General features: G+C 48.0%; 14 protein-coding genes. 6 read left to right on the forward strand and 8 right to left on the reverse strand.

The annotated features are described in order from the left end of the window. Nucleotides 1–147 precede the first annotated feature (147 nt). The 3 genes from DB398_RS08705 to DB398_RS08715 are packed head-to-tail and all read left to right on the forward strand — an operon-like array spanning nucleotide 148 to nucleotide 5,878. Nucleotides 148–1,587 (forward strand): TolC family protein, encoded by a 1,440-nt coding sequence (locus tag DB398_RS08705; RefSeq protein ID WP_108424007.1) that lies wholly within the window; start codon nucleotides 148–150, stop codon nucleotides 1,585–1,587. Nucleotides 1,588–1,593: 6 nt separating this feature from the next. Then, on the forward strand, nucleotides 1,594–4,755 hold the full coding sequence (locus DB398_RS08710) for an efflux RND transporter permease subunit (RefSeq protein ID WP_108424008.1): 3,162 nt from the start codon (nucleotides 1,594–1,596) through the stop codon (nucleotides 4,753–4,755). 4 nt (nucleotides 4,756–4,759) lie between these two features. Beyond that, on the forward strand, nucleotides 4,760–5,878 hold the full coding sequence (locus DB398_RS08715) for an efflux RND transporter periplasmic adaptor subunit (RefSeq protein ID WP_108424009.1): 1,119 nt from the start codon (nucleotides 4,760–4,762) through the stop codon (nucleotides 5,876–5,878). 15 nt (nucleotides 5,879–5,893) lie between these two features. Here DB398_RS08715 and DB398_RS08720 read toward each other — a convergent pair whose 3' ends face one another. The 4 genes from DB398_RS08720 to DB398_RS08735 all read right to left on the reverse strand — a co-directional run bounded on the left by DB398_RS08720 (nucleotide 5,894) and on the right by DB398_RS08735 (nucleotide 8,116). After that, complete coding sequence (locus DB398_RS08720) at nucleotides 5,894–6,247, reverse strand: hypothetical protein (protein ID WP_108424010.1); 354 nt, start codon at nucleotides 6,245–6,247, stop codon at nucleotides 5,894–5,896. Nucleotides 6,248–6,256: 9 nt separating this feature from the next. After that, nucleotides 6,257–6,829, reverse strand: coding sequence for a pentapeptide repeat-containing protein (locus DB398_RS08725; protein WP_108424011.1), 573 nt, complete (start codon nucleotides 6,827–6,829; stop codon nucleotides 6,257–6,259). A 64-nt stretch (nucleotides 6,830–6,893) separates the two neighbouring features. After that, the gene (locus DB398_RS08730) at nucleotides 6,894–7,385 is read right to left on the reverse strand and encodes a DUF6265 family protein (RefSeq protein ID WP_108424012.1); all 492 of its coding nucleotides are present in this window, start codon (nucleotides 7,383–7,385) and stop codon (nucleotides 6,894–6,896) included. Between the two features lie 32 nt (nucleotides 7,386–7,417). After that, nucleotides 7,418–8,116 (reverse strand): SIMPL domain-containing protein, encoded by a 699-nt coding sequence (locus DB398_RS08735; RefSeq protein WP_108424133.1) that lies wholly within the window; start codon nucleotides 8,114–8,116, stop codon nucleotides 7,418–7,420. 121 nt (nucleotides 8,117–8,237) lie between these two features. Here DB398_RS08735 and DB398_RS08740 point away from each other — a divergent pair, with 121 nt between their 5' ends. Further along, a complete protein-coding gene (locus tag DB398_RS08740) occupies nucleotides 8,238–9,374 on the forward strand; it encodes a glycerate kinase (RefSeq protein WP_108424013.1) in 1,137 nt (378 codons plus the stop codon). A gap of 12 nt (nucleotides 9,375–9,386) precedes the next feature. Here DB398_RS08740 and DB398_RS08745 read toward each other — a convergent pair whose 3' ends face one another. The 4 genes from DB398_RS08745 to DB398_RS08760 form a co-directional block, all read right to left on the reverse strand. After that, complete coding sequence (locus tag DB398_RS08745; protein ID WP_108424014.1) at nucleotides 9,387–9,989, reverse strand: GNAT family N-acetyltransferase; 603 nt, start codon at nucleotides 9,987–9,989, stop codon at nucleotides 9,387–9,389. A 109-nt stretch (nucleotides 9,990–10,098) separates the two neighbouring features. Then, a complete protein-coding gene (locus DB398_RS08750) occupies nucleotides 10,099–10,575 on the reverse strand; it encodes a hypothetical protein (protein ID WP_159076366.1) in 477 nt (158 codons plus the stop codon). A gap of 49 nt (nucleotides 10,576–10,624) precedes the next feature. Next, nucleotides 10,625–11,119, reverse strand: coding sequence for a Dps family protein (locus DB398_RS08755; RefSeq protein WP_108424016.1), 495 nt, complete (start codon nucleotides 11,117–11,119; stop codon nucleotides 10,625–10,627). Nucleotides 11,120–11,505: 386 nt separating this feature from the next. Beyond that, nucleotides 11,506–11,814 carry a hypothetical protein gene (locus DB398_RS08760; RefSeq protein WP_159076367.1) on the reverse strand — a complete coding sequence of 103 codons (309 nt, stop codon included), beginning with the start codon at nucleotides 11,812–11,814 and terminating at the stop codon, nucleotides 11,506–11,508. A 127-nt stretch (nucleotides 11,815–11,941) separates the two neighbouring features. Here DB398_RS08760 and DB398_RS08765 point away from each other — a divergent pair, with 127 nt between their 5' ends. Together DB398_RS08765 and DB398_RS08770 are read left to right on the forward strand one after the other, a co-directional pair. After that, on the forward strand, nucleotides 11,942–12,274 hold the full coding sequence (locus tag DB398_RS08765; RefSeq protein WP_108424018.1) for a single-stranded DNA-binding protein: 333 nt from the start codon (nucleotides 11,942–11,944) through the stop codon (nucleotides 12,272–12,274). A 146-nt stretch (nucleotides 12,275–12,420) separates the two neighbouring features. After that, nucleotides 12,421–12,864 (forward strand): hypothetical protein, encoded by a 444-nt coding sequence (locus tag DB398_RS08770; RefSeq protein WP_108424019.1) that lies wholly within the window; start codon nucleotides 12,421–12,423, stop codon nucleotides 12,862–12,864. Nucleotides 12,865–12,935: the final 71 nt, after the last annotated feature.

A 12,935-nucleotide genomic window follows, 5' to 3' on the forward strand; every position in this document is an offset into this window, starting at 1 on the left:
AACTTTGGACAAGGAACAAGAAATGTAGAACAATCGACCTCATTGAGAGAGGGGATGGGTTGGCTGCATTTTTGAATTTGATTCTGCCTGTCTTCCATGGGAGCCAGGTAAAATAAAGGTAGAAATTAAACAGAACAGTCAAGGAGCATGGACCAGTTGAGACTCCCCCGCATTGGTAGGCTATATTCACATTTCATTTTTTTCAGAAGGCTCATCGTGGTCTTTTTGGTCGGGTTCGCCCTTACTGCATCGGGTCAGGACCTTAGATTGCCGGAAGCTGTGGAAATGGGCATTGCCAACTATGGAAACGTAGTGGCCAAGGGCAAATATGCCTTGGCGGCCAACGAGCGTACCTCTGAGGTGGTCCGTACCTACCTCCCCAGCGTAAGCATGGCCGCGCAGCAGAGCTATGGCACCATAAACGGCCAGTTTGGCCCCCTTTTCGGACTGAACGGCTTTGCCGGATCATCCGGCCCATACCGTGAGGAACAAAGTTGGAATGCTGCATTTGGAGCCCTTTACTTTGTGAATGTCAATTGGGAGGTCTTTTCATTTGGCCGAAGAAAAAGGGACATAGAAACTGCCAATGCGCAGGCAAGGGAACTTCAAGAAGATTATGAACAGGAACTTTTTCAGCACAAGGTAAAGATCAGTAGTGCCTATCTGAACCTTCTGGCAAGTCAACGGCTTTTGGTGTCCCAACAGAAAAACCTGTCCCGCGCGAAGATATTCTACGACAATGTTTCCGCAAGGGTTCGGAACGGGCTGATGCCGGGAGTGGATTCCGCACTGGCCAGGGCAGAGGTTTCCAGGGCAAGGATCACGTTGAACCAAGTCAAGGAACAGGTGAAGACCCAGAACAACAGGCTTATCGAATTTATGGGGGGCGAACTCCAAAACTATTTGGCGGACACCACCTTCATCACAACAGTGCCCAAGAGCATGATACAGGAAATTGCAGAGATGGCCCCCTCCGAGGAACATCCGGCCAAGACCTTTATGCAGAGTAGGATCAATACGAGTGAACAATTGGAAGGTGCGGCAAGGTCCCGTTACTTTCCTTCCATTACGGCTTTGGGCGTATATCAGGCAAGGGCTTCGGGGGTCAACCCTGATTATGCCACAGACCCTACCTCATTTTCAAACGATTATTTGGATGGGATAAATCCTTCCCGCCAAAACTATCTCATAGGATTGGGTTTTGTATGGAACCTGACCAATATATCGGTGGCCAGCAAAAGACTTGCGGCCCAGGAATTGATCACCGAAGGATTACAGGAGGAGAGCCGAGCACTTGATTTGGAAATAGAAACCATGGACGATGCGGCCAATGCCCGATTATTATATGCCCTGGACACCTATAAAGAAGCACCAAGACAAGTGGATGCGGCCCAAGCGGCATATAGACAGCGTATTGCGCTTTATGAGAACGGGCTGACCACCCTGACCGATGTTACCACGGCACTGTACACCTTGAACCGTGCAGAGACCGATAGGGACATCGCCTTTACCAACTTATGGCAGGCACTTTTAATGAAAGCTGCGGCTACTGGGGATTTCGACCTGTTTTTAAATGAATTTAAATAAACGACCTTGCGGAACTTAATAAAATTTGCACTGGCCAAACCTATTTCGATCCTAGTGTTCGTTGGGGCCCTTTTCTTTTTTGGGATACAGGCCATCAGGGACATCAAAGTGGACATTTTGCCCACTATGGACATGCCGGTAATCTATGTGGCACAACCCTTTGGAGGATATACACCAGACCAAATGGAGGCCTATTTTGCCAAGGGCTATGTCCGTTTGCTGGTCTTCAACAATGGATTGAAGTCCATTGAGACCAAGAACATCCAAGGGTTGACCCTCATCAAGCTATCGTATTATGAAGGGACCAATATGGCACAGGCGGCGGCCGAGCTCACCGCATTGTGCAATAGGGCGCAGGCCATATTCCCCCCGGGGACCCAACCTCCCTTTATCATCCGTTTTGATTCCTCTACCATTCCTGTTGGACAGTTGGTCTTAAGCAGCGAGACCAGAACAAACAACGAATTGGCAGACCTTGCCAACGAATATGTGAGGTCTTCCTTTACATCGGTTCCCGGACTGATGTCGCCGGCCCCGGCAGGAGGGAGCCCCAGGGCCATCACCGTGAATGTGGACCCTGCGAAGATGAGGAGCCACAACCTGACCACTGACCAAATTGTGGCCGCGTTGATGGAGAACAACAGGACGGCCCCTTCCGGAAATGTAAGGATTGGCGATAAGGACTATATCACCCCGACCAACAACACCCTTAGAAACTTGGCGGATTTTGAAAAAATTCCATTGTTCAAGGGCAGTGTGGAAAACTTGACCATTGGGGATGTGGCCACCGTGGGCAATGAGGCCGACATTGTTAGGGGATATGCATTGGTAAATGGTAGGCGTTCCGTTTTCTTGAGTATAGCAAAATCTGCGGATGCCTCTACCTGGGATGTGGTGAAAAAGCTCAAAGCGGCCATGCCGGGCATTCAGAACAACCTTCCAGAGGACGTTACCCTCACTTATGAATTTGACCAGTCCGTTTACATCATCAACTCCATGAAGAGTTTGATCACGGAGGGAGCCATAGGGGCCATCCTCACGGGACTGATGGTGGTCTTGTTCCTCGGGGACAGAAGGGCGGCCCTCATCGTTATCCTCACCATACCCATTTCCATCATATCGGGAGTGCTGTTTCTTAACCTCTTCGGGTTTACCATCAACCTGATGACGCTGAGTGGTCTTGCACTCGCCATTGGCATTTTGGTGGATGAAAGTACCGTTACCATTGAGAACATCCACCAACATTTGGATATGGGGAAACCCAAGGCCAAGGCCATTTTGGATGCCTGTATGGAAATAGCCTTCCCAAAATTATTGATCCTTCTGTGTATCCTGGCCATTTTTGCGCCTGCCTTCACCATGGCCGGTATTCCAGGATCACTGTTCCTGCCCTTGTCCCTCGCCATCGGTTTTTCCATGACCACCTCTTATTTGTTGTCGCAGACCTTTGTGCCCGTAATGGCCAATTGGATCATGAAAAAGAACACACATGGACATCAGGATGGAGCGGCTAAGGTATCCCGTTTTGATAGATTTCGAAATTCGTTCAATAGGTTGATCGAGAAACTGATGCCACAACGAAAAATCATATCCGTCATCTATCTGGTGGGGATATCGGGCATTGCCATTTTGTTGATCAATATCATTGGAAGGGATGTTTTTCCAAAGGTCAATTCAAGCCAGTTCCAGATGAGGTTGCGCGCCCCGGAAGGCACTCGGGTGGAACTTACCGAACAGCTTGCCCTGAAAGCCTTGGATGAAATAGAGGATATCGTGGGCCCAGAGCATGTCGGGATCTCTTCGGTCTATGCTGGGATGCACCCTTCCCAATATTCGGTCTCGGCGCTGTACCTGTTCATGGCCCAACCGCATGAAATATTGTACCAAGTGGCGTTGAAGGACTATCATACCGATATGGATGCCTTCAAGGATTCCCTTCGGGTACGGATCCATAAAAAATTGCCCAGTTTGAAAGTGTCCTTTGAACCCATTGAAATGACCGAAAAAATCCTCAGTCAAGGGTCGCCCACTCCAATTGAGATACGGTTTTCGGGCGTGGACAAGATCAACAATGTGGAGTATGCCAAAAAGATGATTGCCAAATTGGAGGAAATCCCCTATTTCCGGGATGCCCAAATTGCCCAGTCCACAAACTACCCCGCCCTGAACATAGACATCAATCGTTCCAAGGCTGCACAACTCGGTGTGGACGTCAGTGAGATCACCAATTCCCTGATAGCCACCACATCCTCATCAAGGTACACCGCCAAAAATGTCTGGGTGGACGAAAAAAGAGGCCAAACGGTAAGTGTGCAGGTGCAGGTACCCATCAGTGAGGTGAGCAGCATCCCGCAATTGGGACAGACCCCCATACGGACCAATACGGCAAGACCGGTACTGGGCGATGTTGCCACCATTACCCCCGGGACCACTTATGGGGAGAACGACAATCTTGGAGCCCTTCCCTATGTGTCGGTGACGGCAAATATAGACCACACCGATCTGGGCACGGCCGCAGATGAGGTGAAACGGGTGATTGCAGATTTTGGCGATTTGCCCAGGGGTTTGAGTGTGGAACTCATCGGGCTGAGCCAAGTATTGGAGGAAACGCTCTCCAGTCTGCAAGCCGGCCTCTTTGTTGCGATGGTGGTGATCTTTTTGATGTTGGCGGCAAACTTCCAATCGTTCAATGTGTCGTTTGTGGTACTCACAGCCGCACCCGCGGTGGTGATGGGTTCTTTGATCCTGTTGCTTGCCACAGGTTCCACCTTGAACCTACAATCCTACATGGGCATTATCTTGGCCGTTGGGGTCTCCATTGCAAATGCGGTCCTCTTGGTCTCCAATGCGGAAGAACTCAGGGTGAAGAATGGAGGGGACGCACTGGCAGCTGCCCGTGATGCGGCATCCATAAGGTTAAGGCCCATCATCATGACCAGTATTGCGATGATCGCAGGGATGCTGCCCATGGCTATTGGGCATGGGGAAAGTGGCGAACAGGCTGCTCCTTTGGGCAGGGCGGTGATCGGAGGACTTATTTTTTCCACATTTGCGGTGTTGGTGATCATCCCGATCGTCTTTTATTGGGTGAGGAAAAATGCCACTGTGGACTCGGTGTCCCTGGATCCGGAAGACAAGAACAGTAAGTTTTATATTGAAACCGAATAATACCATGAGCAAGAAGTTTTATACCATTGTTTTGGCCTCGTCGGCACTATTGTTGGCCATGGGGTGTGGGGAGGGTGCCAAAAAAGCACCAAAGGAGAGTGCGGTGAGCCAAGTGGAGACCTTGAGCCTGCAAAAACAGAAATTGGATTCCGAGATCATACTGCCAGGAGAGTTATCGGGATTCAGGCAGGTGGATGTGCACGCCAAAGTGGACAGCTATGTGAAAACACTAAAAGTGGATATTGGAGATCAGGTAAGGACGGGCCAATTGTTGGTGGAACTTGATGCGCCGGAGATCATTGCACAATTGGCTGCGGCCAAGTCCCGGTTCCATTCGCAGGAAGCCAAATATTTGGCCAGCAACAGCAATTATGAGCGCATCCTGAAGACCAGCAAGGTGGAGGGGACCATCTCCCAAAACGATCTAGATCAGGCCTTGGCCAGAAAGAATGGGGACAATGCCGATCTGGAGGCGGCTAGGGCGGCTTATCAAGAGCTCCAATCCATGCGTGGCTATTTAACGATACATGCCCCTTTTGATGGTACAGTGGCTGCCCGGAACGTGAACATCGGCACCTTTGTGGGACAAAGGGAAGAGCCACTGCTGTCCATCATTGAGCAGAAAAAATTGCGTTTGGCCGTTTCCATTCCGGAGGCCTATACCGGATATTTGAACTTGGGCGATGAACTCAGTTTTAGGGTGAATTCGCTTCCCGGGGAAATCTTCACGGCAAAAATTTCCAGAATGTCGGGCGCATTGGACCTGCGTTTGCGTTCGGAGCGGGTGGAACTGGACATTGACAATGAAAATAAGCGCTTGTTGCCCGGAATGATCACCGAGATCATTTTGCCCATCAACAGTAGGAGCGACAATTTCATTGTGCCGATATCCAGCATCATGAACACCACAGAGGGCATCTATGTGATCAAGATCGATAAAGAGAACAGGGCTGTTTGGGTGCCGGTCAGTACAGGACTTTCCAACAGCAATTCCATAGAAATTTTTAGTAATGATCTGCAGGTGAACGATAATCTGGTCTCTGTGGCCGCCGAAGAGATACGAAACGGCTCCAAAACCAACCCAATACCTGTGAAACCCACGGGTCAATCGGCGGGATTTTAGAAATGGGTTGGCTTGCTATTCCCTTTTGACGATCATGTAATAATCGTTGTCCAGGGGCAAATACCCCATGTCGTACACAAAATAGTAGGTGCTGCCCTTTTTGGTGGTGTATAGGTTGGTGATGAGTTCAAAATCGAAGCCCTTGTCCAGCAATCGCATTTTTGTGGTCTTGGCCTTTCCTTCCTTCAAGGCGAAACTGCCCAGGATACGGTAGTTCTTTCGGAGCTTGTTGTTGATGTTCCGCAGCAGGTTCTTGCTGTCCCGGTTCAGACGGTTGTTGTAGGCATTGCGACAGTGGTCGGAGCAGTACTTTTGGTCTATGCGGCCAAGCAGTTTTGTGCCACATTCCAAGCATTCTCTTTGGGTCATGGGATAAGATTAGGTGACCACAATATCATACTTTTTCAGCAAACCGATCAATCCTTCTTTGCTGAACTTGCACTTTTTCAATGTGTTGATGGATGGGTCTATGTCAAAACCAAGGGCAGATGAAAGGTCGGCCCCTTCCAGATTGGTGGTGTGGAACAGGGTATTTTCCATGGTGCAGCCGGGAAAAGTGGATCGGGAAAGGTCTGCGCCGGTGAAGTCCGTCTGGGTCAAGGTACAATCGATAAATGGGGTTTCCTTCAACGAAAGGTCGTTAAAAGAGGCCAGCGTGAGGTTGCAACCTTCAAACCGGACCGACATCAAAAAATCGTTGCAATCCTCAAAGCGGAGCCCTACCAATTTACACCCTTTAAAAAAGGTTTCCTTGAAAATGGTGTGCGTTATGTTGGCATTGGTAAGGTCACATTCCTCAAAAGTACACTCCATGAAATTTTGGTTGTCCAAAAAGGCATCGGAAAAACGGCATCCCCTAAAAATGCAGTTTTCATATTCGCCCTTGGCAAGTGGAACGGTGCAGAAATCCTGTTTTTCAAACAGTTGATCAAAAATAAAAGGCTTATCCATGGAATCAGGAAATATGATGTCCCAAGATAAGCCTTAATTGGAAAAATGTCCGTGCTGCGATAGCCTATTTCACCCTTTTGTAGGCAAAAAGGACCTCCTCGGCACTACCTTCCTCTTCAATGAGTACGGTCACGTTCATTTGGTCGGGACCTACCTTTTCCATGGTCAGTCCTTCAAAATACACCTTGTCCTTTTCAATTTTGACCAACCTGAAGTCAACGGTTTGGTCCTTTTCTTCCCATCCACGTAGGTTGCCGTCAAAGTGCTTCAACTGTAGGATCAGGGTGTGGTCCAATTTCTGGATGTGACCGACCTCATAAAAAGAGATTGCGTTGTCCTTCGCCAGTTTGAACACGAACATCATGGAGCCCCCAAGCGGGGGACTCCAGATTTCTTCTGCTGTACCACCAAAAGCCTCACCTTTCCAATGACCTGCTATCCAATTCACTTCGTGTAAGGAGGCCGCAGGAGATGCCTGCCCTTTGGGGAGTTGCATGGTCTGCTGTGCGGAGACAAGGCCCACGCAGCAAAAAAAGAGGATCAATGTTGTTTTCATGTGTTAGGTTTTTGGGGTTTGGTAAATGAATGTTAATTGGTGAGGGCAAACTTGACGTTCACCATGGTTTCCACCCGTATTTTTTCAAAATCGATGTCCAACGGTTGCGCTCCCATATCGGCGGAAACTGCTTTCATTTCCATCATTGGGGCTTGGTTGTATCTGGGGTAGTAGGGTTGCGAGTTGTCCACAATGTGAAGGGCGGCACCCAACTTCTGTCCAAGCGGTTTGGTGAGGGCATCGGCCTTGAGCTTGGCCTTTTTGATGGCCCTGGTCTTCAGTTCCAGTTCCAGTTCGTCCATTTTGGAATATTCCGTTTTTTCCACATAGGCATTGGCAATGTCCAACTGCTCCAAAGCGACCATCACCTCACCGGCCTGCTTTCCTGAATAGACGACAAGGGAATATTCCTTGCTCTTCAGCACTTCTTTTTCGCGGAGAAAGTATTTTTTGAAATTGCTGCTCATGTCCTTGATCACCAATTGTTCGTCCAAATCTATCCCAAGGGCCTTTAGGCGTTGTGCCATTTTGTTCTCCTGCTCTTCAACGGATACTTTTCCTTTGGAATCCTTTTCCTGGATGGTGATGTTGAGGTGGATCTTGTCCGGGGTCACCAAGGTGTCCACTTGGGCCGAAGTTTCCAGATAAGGGGTGTCCAAAAAGTTTTTGGATTGGGCAAAGATTGAAGTCGAAAGCAACAAAGTTGCCAAGGGTAAAATCATTTTTTTCATAGTAGAGATTTTTTTGTTTAAAGGTATATACTTCACCCCAATGAGCAAAACCTGTGCCGTTTTTAAGCCAAAATGATCGGAAATACATGGGCACTCCATTTATCTTGATTACATTGTGTGTATGAAATTTGTTCTCGCACCCGATAAATACAAAGGCTCCTTGACGGGAAAGGAATTCTGCGATACGGTGGAAAAAGGTCTCAAAAAAGTGTTTCCCAAAGCTGAAGTGGTGAAAACGCCCTTGGCCGATGGGGGCGACGGTACCATTGAGGTGGTTGGGAACTATCTGGAAGCATCCTCTGTATCGGTACAGGTGAAGGATCCCCTGTTCAGGAACATGGAGGCCCGCTATCTACTTTCCGGGGATGGGCTCACAGCCTATATCGAAATGTCCGAAGCTTCCGGTTACAAATTGCTCAGAAAGAGAGAAATGAACTGCATGCACACCACCTCTCTCGGTACAGGGGAACTCATTTTGGATGCGCTGGAGAAAGGCGCACGCAAAATTGTCCTGGGTATTGGGGGAAGCGCCACCAACGATGGGGGTATGGGCATGGCACAGGCATTGGGCCACACTTTTTTGGACAAGAACGGCAAGGTGTTGGAGCCAATGGGGAAGAATCTCGTCCATGTGGATCAAATAATCAATAAAGATGTTCACCCAAAATTGTCACAGGCGGTTATCCAAGTGGCCTGCGATGTGAACAACCCCTTCCATGGCGAAAATGGTGCGGCCAAAGTATATGGTCCCCAAAAAGGGGCTTCCGCCGAAGAAATTGAGTTCTTGGATCAGGGGTTGGCCCATTTTTCGAAAGTACTTCACAGTGTTTTCGGGGTAGATGTGCAAACAATTCCGGGTGCTGGTGCGGCCGGTGGCGTGGGTGGCGGTGCCGTTGTCTTTCTGAATGCCAATTTGGTGTCGGGGGTGGATCTGGTGATGCAGATGGCCAATTTTGAGGAAGTGTTGGCGGATGCGGATTGGGTGATCACCGGGGAAGGCCAATTGGATGGGCAAACGTTTTCCGGGAAAACCATCAATGGGGTGATCCATGCCGCGCAGCAAAAGGGGATTCCCGTGGCCGCTTTTTGCGGATCGGTGAACCTTTCCATTGACGATATGCAACAAATGGGGCTGGCCTATGCGGTCTCTATCCTGAATGAAGTAGGAAATTTGGACGAAGCCAAAACCAAAAGTCGTCCCAATCTGGAATTGGCGAGCTACAACTTCGCCCATCTTTTGAAGATAAGCAAATTTTGAACCTAGAAAGGGCTATTTTGAAGCGCCTTGCTTCATCTTGAATTCCAAGGAAGTCTTTACCGTTTTCCATTCACTGTCCAAGATGGAAAAAACAACCGTATCCCTTAGATTTCCGTTTGTATCAACCTTGTGGTTTCTCAAGATTCCGTCCTGTTTGGCGCCCAAACGCAAAATGGCATTTCGGGACGGGTGGTTGTGGAAGTGGGTCCGAAATTCCACGGCAATGCACTTTAAGGTCTCAAAGGCATGTTTCAGCAATAAATATTTGCATTCCGTGTTGAGTCCGGTGCGCTGTACACGTTTGGCATACCAGGTGTGACCGATTTCCAGCCGTTTGTTTGCGGCATCCACATTCATGTACCGAGTGGTCCCCACCACGGCATTGGTCCTTTTGTCCACGATGGTAAAGGGGAGCGATTTGCCTGCCCCCAATTCCAACAAGGCGGTGTTAATGAAGGCATCCGTGGTGGCAGGGGTGGGGACAGAGGTGTACCACAGTTCCCAAAGGTTGCCATCGGATGCTGCAAATGCAAGGTCCACTTTATGGGATTTTTCCAAAGGAACGAGCTTCACCAGCGCTCCTTCCAGCACAACGGGTTGTAACCAAGACTCCATAGGTTGGATTTTTGCCCAAATATAGGCGTTAATCGGGCCATAATGGCAAACAAAAAGGCCGGGAGTTTATCCCCGACCCTCTTGTCAATCAAAAAAACAAAATTAGAAATCACCCGATTTCCTTGAATTCCTCCACAGTGAAGAAGTCTTGGTCCTTGTTGTCAATAAAGTAAATGCCTTCCTTGACAAAGTATTTCATGGTACGGTCTTTCACCTTTACGGCAAATCCCTTATCGGTGGCCACCACGGAAAAATCGTCCGTGACCGACCTTCTGTATTTCAGCACCATGTAGTGCTCGTATTCCTTGTCGTTGTTGGAATCCACTGCGATGAGTTTGGTCACCAGCGCAGGTTTGGAATCGCGGTCACGACTTTCTGCTTTTTGGTCGCTTTTGTCGAAGGCCATGGGGTAGTTTCTGTGCTCCATGACCTTGATGTTATAGGCCTTTTTCACCCCGTTTTCCTCCACGGAGAAGGTTTTGTGGATCGTGGCGTTCATCAGCCCTGGGTTAGTGCTTTGGCCATAACTGCTGAAGCCGGCCAGCAAAAGCATTGGTATGTATAAAAGTGTTGTGAGTGTTTTCATGGGTATGTTTTTTTTATAGTTTTCGAATCTTTTTTGGGATGTTCGTTGCCTATTTCAGGTATGAGGTGAACATCCAGTTCCTCTTTTCCAGATGGGTGAGAAAATCGGTAAGGATCTGTTCCGTTACCACATCGCCACTGTCCAAGGCGGCATTTACGCCATCCAGCATGTTGTTGTGCAAGATTTCATAGTCCTTGAGCAGTTCCCTTACCATTTCAATGGCGGTCAGCTCCTTGGTGGGTTCTTTGATCTGGGAAAGCTCCATGGTCTTTTTCAGGGTGAACTTGGTCTTTACTCCAAATGCGCGGATACGCTCGGCCACGATGTCTATGTTTTCCTTGGTGGTGTTATATTCGTTTTCGAACTCCTCGTGCAGTTCAAAAAATTCCGGCCCCTCAATGTTCCAGTGAAAGTTTCTCAACTTGTTGTAGAACACTTGGTAGTTGGCCAAAAGAGTGTTCAACGTCACCACGATCTCAGCGGTTTCCAGATAGGTGAATCCTAATTTTTTGAAAGTCTTGTTTTTACTGCTTACAGTTTCCATTTTGTTTTAATTTTTGATTTGACATTAATAGTAATTGTGTCCGTGTTGAACCCAAGTGTCACATCGAGCGCAGTCGAGATGTTTTTGTCAGTCTTTCGACTGCGCTCAAGAGGACAAAAACAGGATTTAAAAGAATTGTTGACCCAAACATGAATTTGACATTTTGTGGTACGCAACAAAGTGTGGGAGATGACATCAACCTAAATATGCGTTTGCTTGGGAGATGGGAAAAAGAGTTTCCCATAAGGGTTTTTGGGTCAGTGTACTGACCTAGAACACAAATTTCTTGAAGTGGTTTCTTGTGCAACCCATACTAACAATATAGAGATATTTGTCAGAAAATCAAGTATTTAACAGGATTTAACATTTCTCGGAAAATGTCCAGATCAAGCGTTTTCCGCATTCTGGACAATGAACCCCTTGCAGAGGGACAGGTACATATCCGCCGAGATATCGGTCACATATTCCTTATCGGCACTGAAGACTTTTTGGGGCTCCCGGTTCATGGAGTCGTGCTCTTGGATATAGATGACGTCCAGTTTGTCGTACATCCGCTTTCCGAGACTGAACCTTTTTACCACAGTATATTTATTGATGCTGCGAATGGGCATACGGTTGTTGTTTGGGTCACTTTGTAGGACACCAAAAAAAGGGGAGGGGTCACATTCTGGGCACCTCTTCTTACTTCCAATCATTTACATCCGTTTACAAACGAAAGCAAACAATTCAATACCGATTGGCCCATCTCCCTGTCCCTAAGTTTGCCTCGTCGGACAATGAAGTTCGATGGTATTGACTGTTTAACGCTTAAATCACATCAAAATGAATTCACTGAAAAACAAAGTACAGTTGATTGGACACTTGGGCAGCGACCCGGAAATCATCACCCTGGAGAATGGGGGCAAATTGGCCAAGTTTTCACTGGCCACCAACGAGACCTATAAAAATGCGGAGGGCGAAAAGGTGACGGACACCCAATGGCACAATATCGTGGCCTGGGGCAAAATGGCAGAGATTGCCGAAAATTACCTTGCCAAGGGCAAGGAGATTATGGTAGAAGGCAAGCTCATGTCCCGCTCCTATGAAACCAAGGAAGGGGAGAAGAGGTACATCACCGAGATCAAGTGCAACGAGCTCTTGATGTTGGGGAAATAATACCTGCCACAATCAATAACGAAGGGGCATTTTTGCCCCTTTTTTTATGGACCCAATTAGGGTAAATCCATTTTTGGTTGTTATAGAACTGAATGCCCACTTATCCCGTATATAAGATAAGGACACGGATTAAAACTTTTTACGCTATGAAACACATCGAATTTTTTATAATGATTTTGGCCCTGACATTTTCCACCGCAATGGCCGCCCAAGAAAATGGAACGCCGGAAACGGAACAGGATAGGGATTCCTACTATGAGCAACGGGCCAAGGAAGACGCCGAATACGAACAGGGATTGGCGATGCGCAATGAGGAGGATGAAAAGGATTTTTGGAAAGACCAGGACAAATACGAGAAAGACCTCAGAAAGCGAGACAAAAAAGCCTACAAGGCCTATATGAAAGGAAAAAGGGACGCTTATGCAGAACACGCTGCCCATTGTGACAGCCAATGCCACCACAGTGGTCACTACCACCGTCAGGCCCAAATATACTATACCTATCACGAGTACCACTACCCCCGAAGGAGCACTGTTGTGCAGACCGGGGTCAGAGTGGCCACCCCAAGAGTTGGACTTAGTATTTTCTAAGGTTGAATTAGTTGGTTAATAAAAGAAACGCCCCAATTTATTGGGGCGTTTTTTGTTATTGGGGTTGGGTT

The organism is Flagellimonas amoyensis (assembly GCF_003058265.1).
In the GTDB taxonomy this organism is placed as follows: Bacteria; Bacteroidota; Bacteroidia; order Flavobacteriales; family Flavobacteriaceae; genus Flagellimonas; species Flagellimonas amoyensis.